We start from the raw sequence: 21,249 nt of genomic DNA on the forward strand, positions 1-21,249 counted from the left end.
TTAATTGCTAATACAATATTATATTTAGAGGTTAAATTACAAACCTTGTTACACAATAATCTATAAAAAAATGTGTTTTTCGTGGCACACTGTCATTGTGTATATATTAATAGTTTAAGTTATGCGTCAGCTAAAAGAAGATACAATTAAAAGTAACCTTATTGAGTCGCAGCAAAGTGCATACGGCCCCGTATGCGTGTATCAAAATAAAGAATACCGTTGGTTAACGCTTGCACAAAAAGCCAATGAAGACATTACAATTCAGGGCGTTATGAACCTTATACACCCTGAGCAAGTAATAGTACCTGTAAACCAGTGTATGATGTTATTTTTACTTAAACCGGTAGATACACTAAATATATTAAATTTAGGCTTGGGCACTGCAGGGTTTGAGCGAATTATGTATCACTTACAAAGTAATACGCCTTACATAAACACCATCAATACATTTAACACGGTAGAAATAAACCCAAGCATTGCCTTAATTGCTGCCCAGCACTTTAAGTTACCAATTAAGCACAGCACCTATTTACAATGCGCCGAGCAATATATTACCCAATGCACTGATCACTTTAACGTAATCACTATCGATATTTTTAGTGGTGAATATCATCAGCCTTTTTTAACCAGCGATAGCTTTTGGCAAAACATAAACCGCTGTAGTGAGCCAAGTACTCAAGTAATCATTAATTTAAACCCGCAAACTGGCAAAGAGCTGCAAATGCTTTTAGTACTTTTAAGGCAACATTTTAAGTGCTTAGCGATAATAGAGTTTAACGAGTACAAAAATATAGTAATCATACTAAGCCAGCAAACATTAATGCACATAAACGTTGATGAAATACAAAACTCACCTGTGTTTATAAATTTTGCGCCAAACCTTTATAAAAGTATTAACAGCATTTACCACATTGAATAAAACGCGTTACCGCCCAGGTTCATGTTTTTCATAGCACGGTAAGCTTGTTTCTAGCTGCTCCCAGTTAGCTTTAGACGTAACAAAGTTATGCGATAAAACCTGCTCAGTAATATCGGTATCGAATATTCCTAAACGAATTCGTATTCTGCTTTTGTCATCATTGTTGCTACTGTAAACCGGCGAGCCGCAACATTTACAAAAGTAACGAGTGCGCCCTGGTTTAAAACTAAATTCACTCAGCTGCTCTTGTCCTTTAGTTATTATAAAGTCCTCAGTATTTACAAAGCCATTTGTTGCAAATGCAGTCCCGCTGTTTTTTCTGCACAATGAGCAATGACAATGAATAATGCTGGTTATACTACCCGACACTTCAACATTTACCTCACCACACAAACACGAACCCGTATACATAAAACGTCCTAATAATTTAAACTCAGCTAAAGCTTGCCGAGCTGATTGAATGCAAAGGTTATATTACATTTTCAAGCTCTATCAAACCATACCTATTGCTTTAATGATTGACATAAAAACATTAAATTGGTTACATAACTCTCAATAAAAACTATAGCCAAAATTTAAATTGGTTAACCAAATATCAATAATATTACGAGATCCAATTATGCATTTTAAACACACGTTACTTTTATGTTTGTTAAGCACGCTAGCGTCGTGTTCAACCATTTCTAAAAACACGTCGAGCGATTGGCTGCTTATTGATGATTTTGAAAATTCACTTAACAATTGGCAAAGTGTCGATACGCAAAATGAAACTAAACCACAGGTTAAAAATCCACAAATAACAGTTATACAACCAGAACAAGCATCTGCATCAACAAATCATTATTTACTAAAAAAGCCTGCACGCGATGGTATTGTCGGCAATCGCAAAGCGCTTTCTTATACAAAACTTCCACAAGCGGTTGAAGTTGGTGACACCTACACATTTTATATGCGTATAAACGTGGCTGCTTTTCCTAATAACCATGCTTTTGGATTAAGCAACCTCACGCCAGAGCTAATTAATAAACATGCGTACGATGCGTTTGAGCCTACACTTCGCGTAACCGATAAAACAGAATCAAACGGGCTTGTAAATGATGGCGCATTAATGGTTAAAACCGGCAATGGGTATAGCAACATTCAAAACTACACAACCAAACAATCGGCCAAGCCACTGCTAACAAATACATGGTACGACGTGTGGTACGTTGTTAATAACGCAGCAGCCTCAAAGCAAGGTCAGCAATACGATGTTTACGTAAAAGGCGGTGAATTTAAGGAGCAAACACTGGTGTATAAAAATGCACAATTTAGAATGAAGCGCGAACAACCTCTTATATACTTTTTAGCAAACTGTAATACAGGCCCGATTAAAAAGCCTTACGGAAATGGTGGCCTCAGATATGACGATTTATACATGAGCAAAGGCACAAACCTAAATAACCCAATGCTATAAAAGTAAGTAAAGTGCTTTTTTGATGCTCTTTTGGACATAGGTTTATATAAATAATGCTCTAGTATATTCACAATTAATACCTTACAAACCTGCATTTAAAAATACTTAAATGGTATGATACGCACCATTATTTGCCATTTAAGTTTTTAAAATGTATCGATTATTTGAAAAAATGACAAAAGCATTTCCTGAGGACCAACCCACTCAGCCGCCTTCTACTTTATTTGCTTTTTGCCGTCACTACACCAAAGGAATGGAATTGTCGTTGGTGCTAATGTCAATCAGCGCCGCCATGCTCGCTATTTTAGAGGTCTCTTTATTTAGCTACATGGGCCAACTTGTTGATTGGTTAACCGCCTACACTCCCGAAACCTTGTTTGTAGAGCAAAAGTCAGAACTTATCAAAATGGCTGTTATGCTATTAGTTGTGCTGCCCATCGTCGTATTTTTTCACTCCGCTATTTTACATCAAGCCTTATTGGGTAATTATCCCATGTCGATTCGCTGGTTAGCGCATCGTTATTTACTGCGTCAAAGTGTTAGCTTTTATCAAAATGAATTTGCAGGAAGAATAGCCACTAAAGTATTACAAACCTCTTTAGCTGTTCGCGAAACCGTTACAAAGCTACTCGATGTATTAATGTACATAGTGGTTTACTTTGGCTCTATGGTGTTTTTAGTGGCCGAAGCTGATTTGCGGTTAATGATTCCGCTACTGGTTTGGTTAGTTTTATACATTTTCGTGCAGCTTTATTTTGTACCGCGACTTAAAAAAATTGCCAGCTCTCAAGCAGACGCTCGCTCAGAAATGACCGGTCGAATTGTTGATAGCTACACAAACATTTCTACTATTAAGCTGTTTTCGTATACCCAACGTGAAGAACAATACGCAAAACAAAGCATGGATGTGTTCTTACAGCCTGTGTACAAACAAATGCGCTTGGTCACCAGCTTAAACTTTGTTATTCAAAGCTTAAATTACTTATTAGTATTTTCGGTGGCCGCGGTATCGCTTTACCTATGGTCACTTAGCGCAATTAGCGCAGGTGCTATTGCAGTTGCTGTTAGTTTAGCGCTTAGATTAAACGGTATGGCGCAGTGGATCATGTGGGAAATAAGCAGCTTGTTCGAAAACATTGGCACCGTAGCCGATGGCATGAAAACACTTTCAAACCCTATTGAAGTTGCCGATAAACCAAATGCCGGTACGCTTAACGTAAGCCAAGGTGCCATTGAGTTTAGCAACGTACACTTTAACTACGGAAAAGCTGCAAACGAGACTAATCGCAGCCCAGTAATGAACGGTTTAAACTTAAATATTAAACCTGGCGAAAAAATAGGTTTAGTCGGTCGCTCTGGTGCAGGTAAGTCAACACTTGTTAACTTACTACTGCGTTTTTACGATACCGACTCTGGAACAATAAAAATTGATGGTCAAAACATCACAGATGTAAGCCAAGAAAGCCTACGCCGTTATATAGCGATGGTTACGCAAGATACGTCCCTGCTACATCGCTCAGTAAAAGACAACATTTTGTACGGTCGCCCTGATGCAACGCAAGCTGAGATGATAACCGCTACTAAACAAGCTAAAGCACTTGAGTTTATAAATGACTTAGTAGATAGCAAAGGTAACAAAGGCTTTGACGCACAAGTAGGCGAACGCGGCGTTACTCTTTCGGGCGGTCAGCGCCAGCGTATTGCTATTGCACGTGTGCTACTTAAAAATGCACCCATACTTATACTCGACGAAGCCACCAGCGCACTCGACTCAGAAGTAGAGGCAGCAATTCAGGCAAGCCTTGATGATTTAATGACAGGCAAAACAGTCATCGCGATAGCGCATAGGCTCTCAACCATTGCACAAATGGATAGATTAATTGTACTTGATGATGGCGGCGTAGTTGAGCAAGGCACTCATGAAGAACTAATCGCTAAAGGTGGAATTTACGCAGCTCTATGGACACATCAAACAGGTGGGTTTATAGGCGTCGATTAGCCATTAATATTGCCTTACTGTAGACGTGGTTTATATTCTGCTGCTACCTAAACAAAAAAGCGAAGATGCCTTAAAGGCTCTTCGCTTTTTTGTTTAAAGTTATAAATAGAGTTTATAACTTTTTTAATAAATTAAGAGATTAGTCTTAACCCTATCATTATCAGCATAACCACATTAGCAAGCACCCCTATTAAAAAGAAGTAACTACGTGGGCTTGGGTTTTTCTCCGTTGCTATAGCGTAGTACAGCGCCATGTGAATTAAACGCGCAATTAGGTACACCCAAATACACATTGCAAAAATAGGGCTCTGTAAATTAATTACAAACGCAAATAACACGGTGCCTATAAATAATGCGCTGTTTTCAAGCGTATTATGAAACGTACGGTGCGCTCTAAATATAAAGCTATCATGCGATAAACCCTCATCAATTTTACCTGGTACAGCATTGGGCTCTTTAGCTTTGCTAAACGTAGCCACAGCCCACTGTACAAGCAACATAATTAAATAGAGGTAAAATGCCAAATAGGCCGAAAGTGCAACTTCAGTCATTATTAAATCCCATGTTTTGTTTTTAACTCAGTATTGACTGCATTTTTAAAGCCAAGGTTAATACTTTGATATTTAAAGAATTAATTTATTAAGCCTAATCACATATGTAAGTAACTCACAGCGTTGTATAAAATTTACTTGTTGTGATTTTAAAAATCACATCAAAACTGAGCCATATACAGTTGGGTTTACTCCGATCTAAAAAGCTTAAATTCTTCAAACGAAGCATCCCATAATACAACTTGGTTACGACCCAAAGACTTAGCCTCATAGAGAGCTAAATCAGCTTGCTCAATTAACTCAGAAGGAGTTCTGGCTTTAAATTTAATAGACGTAACCCCAAAACTACACGTAACAGGAATATCATCAAATATCGCTTCTTCTACTTTAATTCGAATTGCCTCAGCAATCCGAATTGCTTGCTCTTGAGTTGTATTGGGTAAAATAATACAAAACTCTTCGCCACCAAAACGAGCAACACGATCACTTTTACGTATATTGGCTTGTAACATCTCAGCCACGCCACAAAGTACAGTGTCGCCAATGCTATGCCCATAAGTATCATTAACACTTTTAAAATGATCGATATCGACCATTAAAATACAATATTCTTCAATCTGAGGTAAATTCAAAAAGTCACGATTCATAACCTCAAATAAAATGCGACGGTTATAACAATTGGTCAAAGGATCTCTTGCAGCCAAATAGTCCAACTCTTCATTACGTTTTTTAGAAGCAATAAAACTTCTATAAACCAGTAAAACAATAGCTAAACAAGCAGCTAATAAAAATGCGAGCGCAATACTCGCATATTTGTTTTTTGCAAGCTCTAGCTCTGATATAACCCTAGCTTGGTCAGATATTTCAATTTCATTGTTTTTCTTTTCAAGCTCAAGTTGATGGAGTTTTTCTTTTTCTCTTAAGGTCTCCAGCTCTGTTTCCATCTTGTGAGAATGCAAATGTGCTTTTTCAAGAGCAAGCTTATTTTCGTCTCTTTCGTTTTGAAGAATTTCGGTCAGGGCTATTTCTTCTTCCGCGTAACGAAGTGACTCGTCTATGCGCCCACGCAGCTTTTCGGCTATTCGAATTTCACGATAAGCGTATAGCATATAGCATATGTAACTTATCATCTAACTGCGTTGATAAAGCGAGTGATCTTTTAAGTAAGATAATCGCCTCATTTGTATCAATTCCAATTAAAATCGCGGCTAGCGCTGTTAGCGACTTTATTTCATAAAGTTTATTACCCGTTACTCTCGCGACCGATAATGACTCTTTATAATACTCAATAGCCTTATTTTTATCCCCATGAGCGCGATAAATATTAGCAATAATCCGCGACGTTATGGAAATGTAAGACTTAAGGTTTTCAGCTTTATAAGTTACGTAAGCTTTTTGTGCAAATTTCATCGCCGAATCTAAGTCGCCAGATTCATAGTTAATAACAGCCATCTCTCTCAAAGCCGTTGCCAGCGTTTTTTCCTCAACCATACCTTCTGGTAAATCAATGGTTATTTGATAAAAAAGCTCGGCCTGATCAAATTGCTTTAATCGCGTATATAGCAGTCCCATTTGATTCGATGTTTTAGCAATCCCAAGCACGTTATTTACTTTTTTATAATATAAATATGCCTTATTTACATGCTCGAGTGATTTTTCGTAAAGGTTAATATGACGATAAATAATACCCGCACCTAATAATGCTTTAGCCAAGCCAACAGGATCGTCAATTTTTTTATGTATTTCTAATGCGCGAGTGGAGTAATCAAGGGCTAAAACTAAATTATCTAAATAGCGCTGCGCTTCTGCTAGTGTATTTAATGTGCGCGCCATCAACTTTAAATCACCTAAATTGGTGTATATCCCTAAAGCTTTGGTATAAAAATAAGCCGTTTGCTCTCTATTTTTAAGCCGTTTGTACGACTGAGCTAATTTTTTATATGTTTCACCTAACTTTTTTTGTACAGATTCATCCTCATCAACGAGATACTTTAAAGCAGATGAGTATTGTGCGTTTGCATCAATATATTTTTTTTGGTCATAAAACGAATCCCCTTTAGTAAGAAGTACTTGCGCTATAAAAAACTCATCTCCATACACAAGTGTTGTAGGTAACAAAGTTTCAATGCTTGAAGCAAGCTCGTCATATCGTTTTTCATCTAATAATATTTTTATATAATTAATAGAGGCTTTTATTTGGTTATTAGCATCATTTAGCTTGCTGTAATAAACAGAGGATTGTGAATAGTGATGAAGCGATTCATTAATATTGTTATTTTTTTTATTCGCTTTACCTAACAAGTTATGCAACTTTGCACTGAGTAATGTGTCATCGGCACTCTGCGCTTGTGACAACAATTCCTTACTAAGTTCGATACTTGTTATGACGTCAGTATCCATAAGTAATTCGGCTCTTTTTAGTAGCCCTTCGCTGGATTCGTTGATTAAACTGTATGAGGTAGTTTCTTGCGCGTAAGCGCTGCTTAAGCTAATAAACAAAGCACAAAGCAAAGCTTTTACTAAAAATTTAGAATTATGAATTCGATTTACGAATAAACAGTGTACTTGCGAAATTAAGTCCATCTTTCGCGTGTGATACGAGTGAGTGTAAAATTCCATATTTACCATTTTAGTGATTTGTTATTAATTTAATGCAAAAATTCTGGCGATAAAACATACACATAAAGGCTGCAGGTCAAGTTTCGCTGCAATATGGGTAATTGCTAATTTATGATTTTAGCATAATTATGCATATCGCAACTTAATTCTTTTTTAGCTTAATCGTGCGCTGTAACTTATTAGATGAGAAAACCTAGCTTCTCAGTTTAAGGGTAACCAATACAACACCGTGGTCGGTAGTTAAATCATCACGTTCGTACTCAGGGTTTATTAAGTGCCTATCGTAAGTGTTATAATTACTGACTTCAAAAAAGCTGTCATCGTAACTAGCGTCAAACTCACACGACAATAAAATGTAATCAAGCACAGAGCTGCTTGCGCCGTAGTAATGTGTTGGCGGCCTTAACAGTGCTGGCTTTGCTATGTTTATATTTTTTACTTGGCTTTTATCCGCTGAATCAGCAATCTCGCTTTTACTACTATCACAATCGCTTTGTACATCGTTTGTTATTGCTTCATCAATAGAAACCTCATCAATACTTAGCTGCGACTTAACAAACAGATCCCATGAATCATTTAAACAATATTTAGCAAGGTAGGTTTTAGCGTCAAACGCAGGAGCAAAGCGTAATGTATTTGTGAGTAAATGGCTTAATACGCCATCCGCAAGTTCATTATTAAAGTCCCCCATTAATAGCATGGGTTGCTGCGTAGCTTCACGGCGAGTAATCATTTGTATCATTAGTAATGTAGCTTCACTGCCACGCTGAATAGTTGAGCCCCACCCGCCCGCTACATTCGCTTTTAAAATTTCGATTATGTTTTGCTCAGGTGCAAGCTCTTTATTGTGTTCATCAACTTCAATCATTGAGCGCTTAGATTTAAAGTGCACCACATAACAATCAGTATTGCCTATGTGCGGTAAAGTAACGGTCGCTCTTAATACCTTACGACTAAAAGTAAACTCACTATTAAGGCCAAGCGTACTTGCAAGCTCTCTATCGTGTTCAACCGCTGCTACTTCAACTATGGGATATTTAGAGGCAATCGCTACGACGGGGCGTCTATAAATAAAATCATCAATTACCTCTGGCGTATCAACTACTGCAAAGTAGTTATAGCCTTGCTCAGCAACTAGCTCTTTTAACGAATCAATACTAAACACTTCCTGAAAACCAATCACATCAGGCGCATGTTCTGTTAAGTAATCAGTAATCCAACGCTGCTTTTTAGCCCACTGCTGCGCGGTATAAATTTTCTCAAACTCATAATATGCATTGGGTGGCTCAAGATAGTTAAACAGGTTAAATGTTGCTATTTTTAGTTGGGTGTTAATAATTACAGATTCATCACGGTTTAAATCTGTATCTAACTGTTTAAGATCTTGATTACTGATGGGTATCGCCTAAGTAAAGTTGAAAGTGTTGCTTGCTTATAAACTATCATTTTATTACATGTTTACGTAATAAATCAGCCTGCTTAATTGTAATTTTATACACTCTTTTATTTTATACCAATCCGCAATAATACTTAATCATTTTGCGGGGCTAAACGTGTCGCTACCTGTGTTAAAAAATTCTCATTTAGAACAACTAAATAGCGAATTTTTTGCCTAGCTATCAACACGTTTTTCCATCCTCAAAATAGATCACTTAATTAAGCGAATTGGTATTAGTCTTTATTATATCTCTCAATAAATAGCATTAACGTGCTTAACCAGATAAAATTCGCGGCAATTAAATATGAGCGAAGTGAAGTTGTCATGAGTAGAAAGATTGAACTATTAGCCCCAGGCGGTGATGTAAACGCAGTAAAAGCCGCCATTATAGCCGGTGCTAATGCGGTTTATTGTGGGTTAGATACCTTTAATGCACGTAACCGAGCGTCTAATCTTTCGTTTGATGAGCTTAACGGCGCACTTCGCCTAGCCCATGAATACGGCTGTGAGATTTTTTTAACGCTAAATGTAGTTATATTAGAGCACGAAATGGGTGCGCTATTTAAGCTATTAAATCAGCTAGTAAATACCACGCTCGACGGTATTATTGTGCAAGATTTAGGGTTATTCAATATAGTTAAAAAGCACTTTCCTACTTTGCATATTCACGCATCAACTCAGTTAACTACGCATAACGAATCACAAGTTGAGTTTTTAGCGCGCATTGGCGCTACACGCGTAAATTTATCGCGCGAGCTTAACTTAACTGAAATTAAAATACTGACCGACGTAGCGCATAAGTGCGACGTATTAACCGAAGTATTTGTGCACGGCGCCTTATGTATTGCGTTTTCAGGGCAATGTTATTCAAGCTCAGTAAGTGTGGGTAACTCGGGTAATCGTGGTCGCTGCTCGCAAGCGTGTCGTGATGAATACGAGCCAACGGCTATGGGTAACAAACACCCATTAAACTTAAAAGATAATTCAGCTTATTTCGACCTGCCAGAGCTTGTAGCCGCAGGTGTTGATTCGTTAAAGGTAGAAGGCCGTATTAAAGGCGCTAACTACGTACATACGGTTATTGATAGCTGGCGCAAACAAATAGACACGTTTGTGCAAACCGGTAACCTAATTGAAGATGATTCAAGCTTATACAAAGTATTTAACCGTAACTTTACTAATAAGTTTTTAACCGGCGACATGACCAAAAACATGTTTACCGATAACCCGCGCGACCATAGCTTTGATCACGCAAATGAAAAAAACAATGCAATTTCGGTCGTGCAAATTTACGATGCACAGCAAGAGCTTTCCACTCAAAAAAGTGAAATTGATTCGTTAGTTAAAAAGAAAATTGAATTTTTAGATATTTCAAAGCGCGAGCTTACATTAGAATTTACAGGGCAACTAAATCAGCCATTCACTGTAAACATAATTATTGAAGATAAAAACGATATTACGCTTTCGAATAAAAACGAAAAAGAGCCTCTACGCTTTGAAGTTCAATCGCAAATGCCTATGCAAACCGCCGATAAATCGGTTGTTGATATTGCTGCCATTGATAAGCGCTTTAAAACGTTTAGTAATGCCAATTTTGAAATTAAAAATATGGATTACACAAACCTCGGCGACAACTTAAGCATTCCGTTTAAAGAGCTTGCCCGTATTAAAAAGCAAGTCGCGTTTTTATTAAACGAAGGGAAAGACGTTATAGCGCCAGTTGAATTACCTAAACTAGTGAATCACGAAAAAGTCGAAAATATAACTACACTTTCTATTTTAATATCGGACATAAAAGACGTTCACCTATGTAATTTAACAGATGGTGACGTTTACTTTAAATTACCTGAGAGCTTTAGAACCGATAACGATAAATACATAAATGTATTTTTAGAACATCCGCAGTTAATTCCGTGGTTTCCAGCTGTACTAATTGGTAAAGATTTTGAAGAAGCTGTACGTTTACTCGAGGTTGTAAAACCTAAACTAATTATTAGTAATAACACAGGCGTAGCATACAAAGCAGTGCAAATGGGTATTGACTGGATTGCAGGCCCGTTATTAAACACCACAAACTCTTATGCATTATTAACGCTACAAGAGGATTTAAATGCTAAAGGCGCGTTTATTTCAAACGAGATTAACAAACAGCAAATGCGTAGTATTAAACGCCCTAACAAATTTAAAATGATGTACAGCATTTATCATCCAATACTAATGATGACCAGCCGTCAGTGTTTTTTCCAGCAAACAGTAGGCTGTAAAAAACCACGTATTGACGCAAGCTGTATGCTGAGCTGTAAAAAAGAAACAACCGTTACCAATGTTAAAGGCATTAGCTTTGCAATTGATAAACAAAAAGGCGGCTACCCGAGCATTTATAATCATGAACAATTTTTAAATATGGATATTGTGACCGATTACGCCGATAAGTTTGACGAGTTCATGATTGATTTAACTGACATTGGCTCAGGCGATAAAGAAAAGCTAGATAAAGCCGTGTTACTCGCCCACTTCCAAGATTTAATTAGCGGGCAAACACAAGCAGCTGATCAATTAAATCACATGGTAAAAGTAAAAACACGTCAGCAATATGTTGAAGGCTTAAACAGTTAAGGTAAGTAATAACATGACATTGCCATTATTATATTCATTACAACACTGCCCATACGCAATGCGCGCACGAATGGGTATTTTAATGGCAGAGCAACACGTGCTTCTACGCGCTATAAAAACTAAAAATAAGCCACCGCATCTTTTGAAAATATCGCCAAAAGGTACGGTGCCTGTTTTATTGCTGCCGAATAATCAAGTTATAGATGAAAGCCTAGATATTATGCTGTGGGCTTTAAAGCAAAACGATCCGCATAATTTACTGCATACTCAAGACCCATTAGCACTTGAGCGCATGCTAGAGTTAATTAAGCTAAACGACACGCAATTTAAACCGGTGCTTGAAAAGTACAAATTTTATGCTCGTACAAAAGACATGGCACAAATTTATTATCAAAAAGCCTGCGAAGAGTTTATTAAGCAATTTGAAGCAAAGCTAACTACCCATAAATACCTAATGGGCAATGAAAAAAGCCTAGCCGACTATGCTCTGCTGCCGTTTATTAGGCAGTTTGCCCGCGTAGATAAACACTGGTACTTACAAAGTGAATACACGCATGTACGCGCATGGTTAAACGAGTTTTTACACGCCCCCATGTTCACCAAAGTTATGACCAAATTTGATTTGTATATGGACTGCGGCGAAGAGTTTTTATACGGCGTTAAAAAACCTTAACTTAGCCTTTTTTATAAGAAATTACATTACTATAGCTAGCTACAAAGCTAAGCATTGAATTATTCTCATCATCGAATTTAAGCCCTTTATTTACGCTATACTGCCCTCCCCATTACTAACAAACGCTATGCATTATGAACTACTCAAACTTTGGCACTAAATTCACACAACCCAACGGCATTACTCAGTTAATGGAAGATTTAGGTGGTGCTAAAAACAGCAACAATCCTAATATTGTTATGCTGGGTGGCGGTAATCCCGCACTAGTACCACAAGTAAATGAGGTTTTTTTAAGTGAATTACAAAAACTCGTTGCCAGTAACAAGGTATCGCAGGTATTTGGCCTTTACGACGGCCCAACCGGTAACGACGAGTTTAGAGCGGCATTAGCAGGCCAGCTAAGTAAAGAGTATGCATGGGATATTAGCGCCGATAACATAGCACTTGGTAATGGCAGCCAAGCTAACTTTTTTGTGCTGTTTAATGTGTTGGCAGGCGAAATGCCGGATGGCAGCCATAAAAAGATTTTATTCCCCCTTGCGCCAGAGTACATAGGTTATGCCGATCAAGGTTTATCGGCTGATATGTTTGTTGCCATAAAGCCTGATATCGAAATTTTAAATACAGGTAGTGCATCAAAACAGTTTAAATACGTCATTGATTTTAAAGCAGTTGAAAAAGTACTAGCAAATGACAGCAGCATAAGCGCACTGTGCGTATCACGCCCTACCAATCCAACGGGTAATGTAATTACCGACGATGAAGTAAAACACCTTGATTTTCTTGCTAAGCAATATGGCATTCCACTCATTATTGATAACGCGTACGGCGACCCGTTCCCAGGTTGTATTTACACCGATGCAAACCTAACATGGAACTCAAATATTATATTATGTATGTCGCTTTCAAAACTGGGCCTACCGGGTTTACGAAGCGGTATTGTGGTTGCCAATAATGAGATTATTAAAGCAATTGGCCGCGTAAATGGCAGCATGGTTTTATCGCCAAACAGTATTGGCCCAAGCTTAGTGACACGCTTAATTAACGACAACGAACTACTCCCACTGTGCCGTAATGTTGTCCTGCCTTTTTATCGTAATAAGGCACACATAGCGATTGACTTGTTTGATGAAGTATTTGCCGAGCTGCCTGTTTATTTGCACAAAGTTGAAGGTGCATTTTTTATGTGGCTGTGGTTTAAAGACGCAAAAATGACAAGCGAGGTGTTATATCAAAAGCTTAAAGAGCAAGACGTGTATGTGATCCCTGGTCACAACTTTTTTATCGGCATTGACGACAGCTGGGCACACAAACACGAGTGTATTCGTATTAACTATGCTACCGATGCAGATACCCTAAAAAAAGGCTTAGAAGCGATTAAAAACTTAATAAAGTAAATATACTGATGCCGATATTAATATCGGTATCAGTCATTTAACTCGCTTATATATTCGTTTAAAATTCATGCAAACGCACTGTATCCCCTTTAAATTTATATACAAGTTGGTATCCTACGCAACCTTTTTTAATAGCAATTCGCTTAATTAAGTGATCTATCAGAGGTGAGAAAATCGTGTCGATAACCAGGCAAAAATTTCGTTATTTAGTTGTTATCATTAATTGCTCCTGCATTGCTCTACCTCCTGCATCCATGCAGTCGTATAGCAGAAATTTTTAACGCAGTTAGCGTCAAATTTAATCCCTCAAATTGATTAAGTATTATTTCGGATTGGTATAACATATGCTTATTAAAAAAGAACCAGTCAAGGGGCGACTATCGCTGCAGGGCACTTAGTTTAAGTGGCAGCAATAACACAATCGGCATCGCGTATAAATATCGGTTTTAAACGTTAGATGTAACTTTAAATAGCAACATGCAATAGCACTATTAAGGCCAATTATGCGATTAGGACCAGGACTACTCGTCACCGCTGCCTTCATTGGACCAGGGACCATTACTACCGCCAGCGTGGCAGGTGCAAACTTTGGTTTTGCACTTATATGGACATTACTGTTTTCAGTAGTTGCCACTATATTATTACAATCTATGGCGGCGCGCCTTGGCGTTACTACCGGGCAAGATTTAGCACAAGCTCTTAGAGCTAATATTCAAACGCCTTTATTTAAATCCTTGGCGATATTTTTAGTTATTAGCGCCATTGGCGTAGGCAGTGCAGCTTATGAAGCGGGTAACTTAAGTGGCGCTAGCATGGGGTTAATTGAAATATTCCCTCAAATTAACTCCCAACTATGGACACCACTTATTGCTTTGTTAAGTGCTGCTTTACTTTATAGCGGCAAACATAAAGTGGTTGAAAACGCGCTAATTTTACTCGTTATTTTAATGAGCTTAGTGTTTATCTCAACACTTGTAATGGCCGCGCCTTCACTGGGTGATGTATTTGCTGGTTTTATTCCTAGTATGCCTGAGGGTTCGATTACAACCATACTCGCTTTAGTTGGCACTACCATTGTGCCGTACAACTTATTTTTACACTCCGGCGTGCTCGCTGCTAGACACGACAGTAATAGCGATATGGAAAAAGTGATCAAACAAACAAATGTTGATACAGGCCTATCAATCACCTTAGGCGGTGTGATCACTTTAGCTATTTTATCTACAGCTTCAGTCGCATTTTATGGCACCGATGCGGGGCAAATTAGTGCGGCTAACATGGCCGTGCAGCTAGAGCCATTGCTTGGTGACGCCGCTCATTACTTTTTTGCTATTGGCTTATTTGCTGCAGGTTTAACAAGTGCTATTACAGCGCCGCTTGCCGGTGCTTATGCTGTGTGTGGCATGTTAGGGTGGTCAAACGATATGAGTAACACGCGCTTTAAAGGCGTTGCTATTGTTATTTTATTGTTTGGTGCTGCTGTGGCGTCACTCGGTTTAGACCCTGTCGCGGTAATTATATTCGCGCAAGCGGCTAACGGGTTATTACTCCCTATTGTTAGCACCTACCTTGTATGGCTGGTTAATCAAAAAGGGGTTATGGGAAACTACACTAACTCTTTGGTATTAAACCTGGTTACCCTACCCGTTTTAATCCTAATTTTTGGGCTAAGTAGCTATAAAATAATTAGTTTAATTTTTTAATTAAACTCTAAAAATCATATTTAAAGGCCGCTGTTTACAATAAACAGCGGCCTTTATTTGTTAATTACTAAATAACGTATAAGCCGTATTTATGTTCACACATCTAACACGATTTTTGGTTTTTAGTTGCCTTAAATAATTGCGAAAACGCAAAACCACCTACCGCGCCAGCGAGCAGTTGAGCATAAAAACCCCAGCCTCTTGCGCCCGCTATAATATGAATATTCATAATTGATTCAATGGCAATTAACACAATAGCAAATGCCACAATGCCAGCAATAACAAATAGCTGAGTACTGTATTTTTGAACCTTTTTATTAAGCTTTGTTGTAGCAAAAAAAGCGATGGCAAGTGCTACGGCAATAATAGCGCCGTAGGTAGGTAATAGGCCTAACCAATCATCAAGCGTTAAACTAACCCGATCACTAAAGCCCACCACTACACCTACATTAACTAATTCATTGACAACGTATTGGCTATGAAACAAGCTAGCAAGTGTGAATGTAAGTAACCAAGAAACTAAAAATGAAGGCAATATACGTGTTAAAAACGACATGGTTATCTCAACTTAAAATAAAGCTTTTCTCTTATACTAGTTATGCTAGCAAAGGCTTGCTCCGTAAACAATGTATCTCTTTTTTTACTTTGCTTTCGCTTTTTTCGTTTTCTGTTAATGCAGATGTTGCGTTACCAAAGGAGCAATACAGTACACAAACACTGGCTACGCAATTACAGTCTCCGTGGAGCATGGTTAAACTACCAAACGGCACATGGTTAATTACAGAGCGTGATGGTCACGTAGTTATAGTTAAAAACAATGCGCAATCAAGAGTAAAATTAAATCTGAACGGTTTGTACGTTGCAGGCCAAGGTGGTTTACTCGACATTGTATTATCACCAGATTATAACGACTCCAAAGAAGTTATTTTTACTTATGCCCAAGGTGATGCAAGCGAAAATAGGCTTGTTGTTGCCAAAGCCACGTTTAATGGCACTGACTTTTCAAAGCCACACGTTATTTCTAAAGTAGCGACTGATAAAAACACACCACAACATTACGCTGGTCGCGCCCTTATCCTACCCGACAATACGTTATTAGTTTCAACGGGCGATGGTTTTGACTTTAGAGAGCAAGCACAAGTTATCACCAGCCAACTTGGTAAAATATTACGTATAAACCTAGATGGCACCATACCAACAGATAACCCATTTATTAATCACAAAAACCTAAATGCACATGCTGTTTACTCACTTGGTCATCGTAACCCTCAAGGCTTAGTTTATGATTACGATACGCAGCAAATTGTTAGCCACGAGCACGGCCCTGCAGGCGGTGACGAGCTAAACTACTTAACCGCTGGGACTAATTACGGCTGGCCGGTAATCACCTATGGCAAAGATTACTCGCAAGCGCGTATTTCACCATTTACCGAATATAAAGGCATGCAAAAACCAAGTGTTAATTGGACGCCATCAATAGCGCCATCAGGCATGGCGTATTACGGCTCTAAACATGCAGCTTTTCCTTCATTACAACAACATGTGCTTATCACTACTCTTGTCGATAAAAAGCTCTACAGCGTTAATCTGGTAAGTGGTGAATTTACGCAGTCTCACGTATTTCCCAAGGCTGCAGGCAGGTTAAGAGATGTGTTTATAACTGATAAAGGTAACGTCGCAGTATTAACAGACGGTAAAGAGGCAAAGCTAATGTTGATGACAGCAAACTAATTCATAAAGCAAATAAAAGCCGCTGCGCTTTAAAAGTAAGTAGCGGCTTTAAATAAGCCACTTTGGTTAATTAAGTAATTTGATTAGTAAGATCAGGGTTTAACCCCTTTAGTTTTAAGGTTAAGGTGAGCGTCTTTATTATGTTCTTAATAACGTTCTTGTCTCCAATTGCCTTGCATATACTTACTGTGCTTGTTATTTACCCGATTCTAATTGCTGTCTCAATAATTCAATAAGTTGAGTGTTAAGCCCGGTAATTTCTGCTTCTAGCACCTTCACTTTAGCCTGCGACTCTTACTCTTCATCATCTTTACTGCGTAATAATGCAGTTTCATGTAGTAGTTTTTCTATCTTTTCTTGTATTTCAGCAATCTGTTCATCAATAGAGTCACCTTCAGATTGTGATGCCTGACTTGCATCTTCATTGCCTGATAATTTACGTAACGCTTCACGATTTTGATCTCCCAGACTTTTTTCTTTTCCTTCTTCGGATATATCCACTTGGTCACTTTGAACCGCTGCTTTGTGCACAGTCGCTTTTTCGGTTACTTCATCGGCTACCAACTTTAAAATTTGTTTTTGCGGGTAAGTTTCTAAAGGTTTAGAGGTTATGTGAACTGACATTTTATCCATTTTAATATTCCTTGTTCCGTCAATTATTAGCGACCAGTGGTTAGCTATAAATATAATGCTTTACCAAAAGCCAATTGTAATAGCCCTTGTTTGATTCTTTATTAGATTACACTTTACTCACAAGCTTGCCCATTGCTGTTTTAAACCAACAAGGTGAACAATACCAAAAGATAAACAAATAATAGAACTCCAAATCCAAAACTCAGGCGAACGCCCCATAGGGTTATTTATTAGAAAGAATCCAGTAATCCCACGAGCTAAATAAATAAAAGTTATTAATACAAGAGCTAGGCGGATGAATGGAAGTTTAAAAATAACACCTGCGGCTGAAAATGCATACAATGACCAAGTTGATAGAATCAGAACAATTACACTAGTAATAAGAGTTGGTTGAATACTTCCTTGCTCAGAAAGCAATGCCATTTGCTCTCCTGCACCGAAGAACCGATACCAAGAACCTCCAAAAAAGATACAACCCAAATGCAAAGTTGCTACAACAGCACTTAATGTACCTGCAATTATTAGAAAAACATTCATAGAGCGATAAAACCTCCGTGAGATATAACGAATCTGTAAATTAGCTGGTTTATTTATCTTGATAAACAAACCATAGACGGGTTTCTATCTGGGTACAATCGATTGTTGAATGTTTACGCGTGATATCAAAGCTCGCATTAAACTAGACAGCCACTCCAATTGTAAATTAATCTGGCTAATGGTGAGTTTACGCAGTCTCACATATTCCCAGAGACCGCAGGACGATTAAGAGATGTGTTTGTAACTGATAACGGTAACGTCGCGGTATTAACAGACGGTAAAGAGGCAAAGCTTATGTTGGTTATAGCAAATTAATCTGCATGAAATAATCAATAAGATAACATTAAACTAGACAGCCACTCCAATTGTAAATTAATCTGGCTAATGGTGAGTTTACGCAGTCTCACATATTCCCAGAGACCGCAGGACGATTAAGAGATGTGTTTGTAACTGATAACGGTAACGTCGCGGTATTAACAGACGGTAAAGAGGCAAAGCTTATGTTGGTTATAGCAAATTAATCTGCATGAAATAATCAATAAGATAACATTAAACTAGACAGCCACTCCAATTGTAAATTAATCTGGCTAATGGTGAGTTTACGCAGTCTCACATATTCCCAGAGACCGCAGGACGATTAAGAGATGTGTTTGTAACTGATAACGGTAACGTCGCGGTATTAACAGACGGTAAAGAGGCAAAGCTTATGTTGGTTATAGCAAATTAATCTGCATGAAATAATCAATAATAAAGCTAATGGCAAAAAGAAAGACCTGACCCCATTATTTTTACTTTATTTATGATAATGCACTCTTCATGCTGTTTTTTTGGCTTTTTTCGTAATAATTAGGATGGGTGTCATCCTAATTTTTCTCTTAACTTATTTATAATTGAACTCCGAAAAATAATTTCTACTTCAGTGTAGAGGTTGGGAGTCCAATTATCTTGTTAGCTTTACTTTTGCTGTAATGTAGACAACTCAGTCGTAAATTTATGTTGTTCTAAAAGCTTAGGAAACTGAGCTTTTAAGTCGCTTTGAATTTGTTCAGATTCATTAACTATCCGAGATTCTCCTGACATACTAAACATACCAAGATCTAATTGAGAATATATGTCACCAATATAAGTAACTTCATTGGGCTTGATAGTAAATCCACCATTTAAGTCCATATAGTAATTACCAAAAAGAATACGAAACCACTTATATTCACCGGCGGGCAATGCTACAACTTTTAAATCATCGGCTTTACTAAGCACAAACTTTGAATCTTTTTTCTTCCCATCAGTTTGGGTGAATATGAACTCTAAATCGGCTAAAAGAGGGTTGTTATAACCATCCCAGTTAGAATGAATTTTGGTTACAACAATTCCTTGGTTAGTATCTAAACTTTGATCCGTTTTGATATTTTTGGTGGTACTCGCACAAGCCGTTAAAAAAAGAAACGAAATACATAATACTACTTTCTGATTGAACTTCATTGTTGATTACAACTCCTGTAAAGCTAACGAGCCTGTAGATTAACTCGTTTTTAAATTTTTTTTATTGATAAACAAACCATAGCTGAGTTCCTATTTTGGTTCAATTGATTACTGTATTTTTACGCAGAATATAGAAGTGTTTGATATTGTTTTAATTGGCGTTTTGGAAGGGATTAAGGGTGGTTGAGTGGCTTTTATTTAGGGTAAAAGGGCTTACCCTTCTTAATGCATCGTGTTTTGCAGCTTTTCTATATTATGAACAAGGCAATACAGTTGCCATTGCAAAACATTAAACTGGACAGCCACTCCAATTGTAAACTAATCTGGCCGCCACTAAATTTACTTTTTTGGGCTAAGAGTTCACCTCTTTTTATATCTTTACCCGCGCGTTACACATTAAATAAGCAATTATCACTGTTAAACCTAAATTACACGCATGAAAATGACTGCATAATGCAGTTGTGATTTATTACTGAATAGTTTTACTGAGTAGTTTAAGTTTTATGCCAGTAGCTTTTCGCAGTTACTGATATTCGCTCGCCGCTTTCGCTTTAAGTTTTCACAATAACCTTCTTGTGAGGCTGGCCTGCCGACTGCACCATGAAATACACGCGTAAATTGTGTGGTGAGTTTTAACCAGTTTTCTGGAGAGATATTAACTCTTTCGAGTAAGGGTAAGTGTGTACTTTCAATATAACCACTTTTGTATTCTCGTATACAGCGCCCTGTTAGCTCAACAAGTTCAAGGTACGATTTAAGCTCAAAAGGCAGCCCTTTTGGCATAATTTGACGAGGCATGCCTGCAAAGCGCAGTAGTTGTTTTGGTTGCTTGCCATCCTTTGCATACGTTAAACGCTGTTTGATGCTGGTATGGTCTGACTCTTCTGGGGTGTTAGCCATTTTGGCTCTAATGGGGTTTAAATCGACATACGCCATACAGGCCGCAAGGGCTGCTTCATCTAATAATGCTTGAGACGTAAATCGTCCCTCCCAAAAACGGCCAGTGCAGTTATCTTCTCTATTTGCTCTGCGAGCAATGTTTTCATTTAACAACCGCATAAACCAGCTAATACTTGATAGGCGCTCGCGGTATTGTTTTACTGTTTGATTAAAAAAGATAAGTTCAGCTTTACTTAGCTTTTCACCCTGTATGTATTTTTGCGTAAGTACAGTGCCTTTACACAGCTTGTGCCAGCGAATAACAATCGCTTTATCATTTAGCCTATTCGCTTTTTTATCATCAACATACAGCACTAAATGGGTGTGATTACTCATAACAGCATAAGCACATACATCAATACAAAACACTTTGGCTAACTCAAGCAGTTTATCTTCAACCCAGCCTCTACGATGCTCGTAGGATTCACCTGTAAAGTGGTCTTCCCCACATAAGAATGCACGGCGTACACAACGTGATATGCAATGGTAGTACTTTGTATCAACTAAACTTACTTGGCGCTTTCTTGCGATTGCCATAAGACACTCTGCTTATTTTTCA

Annotated in this window: 18 protein-coding genes and 3 pseudogenes; 11 read left to right on the top strand and 10 right to left on the bottom strand. The window is 38.0% G+C overall.

All coding sequences use genetic code 11. The features are described 5' to 3' along the window. Positions 1-121 precede the first annotated feature (121 nt). Complete coding sequence (locus GQR39_RS07225; RefSeq protein WP_165735223.1) at positions 122-919, top strand: hypothetical protein; 798 nt, start codon at positions 122-124, stop codon at positions 917-919. Between the two features lie 6 nt (positions 920-925). On the opposite strand, the gene GQR39_RS07230 is transcribed toward GQR39_RS07225, so the two are convergent. Next, on the bottom strand, positions 926-1,330 hold the full coding sequence (locus tag GQR39_RS07230) for a GFA family protein (RefSeq protein ID WP_165735224.1): 405 nt from the start codon (positions 1,328-1,330) through the stop codon (positions 926-928). Positions 1,331-1,538: 208 nt separating this feature from the next. Here GQR39_RS07230 and GQR39_RS07235 point away from each other — a divergent pair, with 208 nt between their 5' ends. Together GQR39_RS07235 and GQR39_RS07240 are read left to right on the top strand one after the other, a co-directional pair. Further along, on the top strand, positions 1,539-2,375 hold the full coding sequence (locus tag GQR39_RS07235) for a hypothetical protein (protein ID WP_165735225.1): 837 nt from the start codon (positions 1,539-1,541) through the stop codon (positions 2,373-2,375). Positions 2,376-2,526: 151 nt separating this feature from the next. Then, positions 2,527-4,374, top strand: a complete 1,848-nt coding sequence (locus tag GQR39_RS07240) for an ABC transporter ATP-binding protein (RefSeq protein ID WP_165735226.1) — start codon at positions 2,527-2,529, stop codon at positions 4,372-4,374. 131 nt (positions 4,375-4,505) lie between these two features. Here the strand turns inward: GQR39_RS07240 and GQR39_RS07245 are convergent, their stop codons facing one another. The 4 genes from GQR39_RS07245 to GQR39_RS07255 all read right to left on the bottom strand — a co-directional run bounded on the left by GQR39_RS07245 (position 4,506) and on the right by GQR39_RS07255 (position 8,847). Continuing rightward, positions 4,506-4,925, bottom strand: a complete 420-nt coding sequence (locus tag GQR39_RS07245; RefSeq protein ID WP_165735227.1) for an MAPEG family protein — start codon at positions 4,923-4,925, stop codon at positions 4,506-4,508. 188 nt (positions 4,926-5,113) lie between these two features. After that, the gene (locus GQR39_RS20230) at positions 5,114-6,034 is read right to left on the bottom strand and encodes a GGDEF domain-containing protein (RefSeq protein ID WP_240918181.1); all 921 of its coding nucleotides are present in this window, start codon (positions 6,032-6,034) and stop codon (positions 5,114-5,116) included. Continuing rightward, positions 6,015-7,325 (bottom strand): tetratricopeptide repeat protein, encoded by a 1,311-nt coding sequence (locus tag GQR39_RS20235; protein ID WP_240918182.1) that lies wholly within the window; start codon positions 7,323-7,325, stop codon positions 6,015-6,017. Before GQR39_RS20235 ends, GQR39_RS20230 begins: the two co-directional genes overlap by 20 nt. 412 nt (positions 7,326-7,737) lie before the next feature. After that, complete coding sequence (locus GQR39_RS07255; protein ID WP_165735241.1) at positions 7,738-8,847, bottom strand: endonuclease/exonuclease/phosphatase family protein; 1,110 nt, start codon at positions 8,845-8,847, stop codon at positions 7,738-7,740. Between the two features lie 459 nt (positions 8,848-9,306). Here GQR39_RS07255 and GQR39_RS07260 point away from each other — a divergent pair, with 459 nt between their 5' ends. The 4 genes from GQR39_RS07260 (at position 9,307) to GQR39_RS07275 (ending at position 15,371) form a co-directional block, all read left to right on the top strand. Further along, the gene (locus tag GQR39_RS07260; RefSeq protein ID WP_165735228.1) at positions 9,307-11,598 is read left to right on the top strand and encodes a peptidase U32 family protein; all 2,292 of its coding nucleotides are present in this window, start codon (positions 9,307-9,309) and stop codon (positions 11,596-11,598) included. Positions 11,599-11,611: 13 nt separating this feature from the next. Further along, a complete protein-coding gene (locus GQR39_RS07265; protein WP_165735229.1) occupies positions 11,612-12,271 on the top strand; it encodes a glutathione S-transferase in 660 nt (219 codons plus the stop codon). Positions 12,272-12,405: 134 nt separating this feature from the next. Next, positions 12,406-13,668, top strand: coding sequence for a valine--pyruvate transaminase (locus GQR39_RS07270; protein ID WP_165735230.1), 1,263 nt, complete (start codon positions 12,406-12,408; stop codon positions 13,666-13,668). A gap of 503 nt (positions 13,669-14,171) precedes the next feature. Beyond that, positions 14,172-15,371 carry an Nramp family divalent metal transporter gene (locus GQR39_RS07275; RefSeq protein ID WP_165735231.1) on the top strand — a complete coding sequence of 400 codons (1,200 nt, stop codon included), beginning with the start codon at positions 14,172-14,174 and terminating at the stop codon, positions 15,369-15,371. A gap of 103 nt (positions 15,372-15,474) precedes the next feature. Here GQR39_RS07275 and GQR39_RS07280 read toward each other — a convergent pair whose 3' ends face one another. Beyond that, positions 15,475-15,927: a hypothetical protein gene (locus GQR39_RS07280; protein WP_165735232.1), complete on the bottom strand. Its 453-nt coding sequence runs from the start codon at positions 15,925-15,927 to the stop codon at positions 15,475-15,477. Here GQR39_RS07280 and GQR39_RS07285 point away from each other — a divergent pair. Further along, positions 15,912-17,102 (top strand): PQQ-dependent sugar dehydrogenase, encoded by a 1,191-nt coding sequence (locus GQR39_RS07285; RefSeq protein WP_165735233.1) that lies wholly within the window; start codon positions 15,912-15,914, stop codon positions 17,100-17,102. The two genes, GQR39_RS07280 and GQR39_RS07285, sit on opposite strands and share 16 nt — an antisense overlap. Positions 17,103-17,396: 294 nt before the next feature. On the opposite strand, the gene GQR39_RS07290 is transcribed toward GQR39_RS07285, so the two are convergent. Both GQR39_RS07290 and GQR39_RS07295 read right to left on the bottom strand, forming a co-directional pair. Continuing rightward, positions 17,397-17,735 carry a hypothetical protein gene (locus tag GQR39_RS07290; RefSeq protein ID WP_240918183.1) on the bottom strand — a complete coding sequence of 113 codons (339 nt, stop codon included), beginning with the start codon at positions 17,733-17,735 and terminating at the stop codon, positions 17,397-17,399. A gap of 117 nt (positions 17,736-17,852) precedes the next feature. Beyond that, positions 17,853-18,272: a hypothetical protein gene (locus GQR39_RS07295; RefSeq protein ID WP_165735234.1), complete on the bottom strand. Its 420-nt coding sequence runs from the start codon at positions 18,270-18,272 to the stop codon at positions 17,853-17,855. 165 nt (positions 18,273-18,437) lie between these two features. Between GQR39_RS07295 and GQR39_RS20240 the strand changes: the two are divergent. From GQR39_RS20240 to GQR39_RS20250, 3 pseudogenes are all read left to right on the top strand, one after another. Next, positions 18,438-18,587: pseudogene (locus GQR39_RS20240) on the top strand (PQQ-dependent sugar dehydrogenase); the annotation flags it as partial. A gap of 47 nt (positions 18,588-18,634) precedes the next feature. Beyond that, positions 18,635-18,793 (top strand): annotated as a pseudogene (locus GQR39_RS20245) (PQQ-dependent sugar dehydrogenase); the annotation flags it as partial. Between the two features lie 47 nt (positions 18,794-18,840). Then, a pseudogene (locus GQR39_RS20250) lies at positions 18,841-18,999 on the top strand (PQQ-dependent sugar dehydrogenase); the annotation flags it as partial. A 227-nt stretch (positions 19,000-19,226) separates the two neighbouring features. On the opposite strand, the gene GQR39_RS07315 reads toward GQR39_RS20250, so the two are convergent. Together GQR39_RS07315 and GQR39_RS07320 are read right to left on the bottom strand one after the other, a co-directional pair. Continuing rightward, positions 19,227-19,751, bottom strand: a complete 525-nt coding sequence (locus tag GQR39_RS07315) for a hypothetical protein (RefSeq protein WP_165735235.1) — start codon at positions 19,749-19,751, stop codon at positions 19,227-19,229. Between the two features lie 501 nt (positions 19,752-20,252). Beyond that, on the bottom strand, positions 20,253-21,227 hold the full coding sequence (locus tag GQR39_RS07320) for a transposase (protein WP_165735236.1): 975 nt from the start codon (positions 21,225-21,227) through the stop codon (positions 20,253-20,255). Positions 21,228-21,249: the final 22 nt, after the last annotated feature.

It is taken from the genome of Pseudoalteromonas sp. C8, from assembly GCF_011378685.1.
Classification (GTDB): domain Bacteria; phylum Pseudomonadota; class Gammaproteobacteria; order Enterobacterales; family Alteromonadaceae; genus Pseudoalteromonas; species Pseudoalteromonas arctica.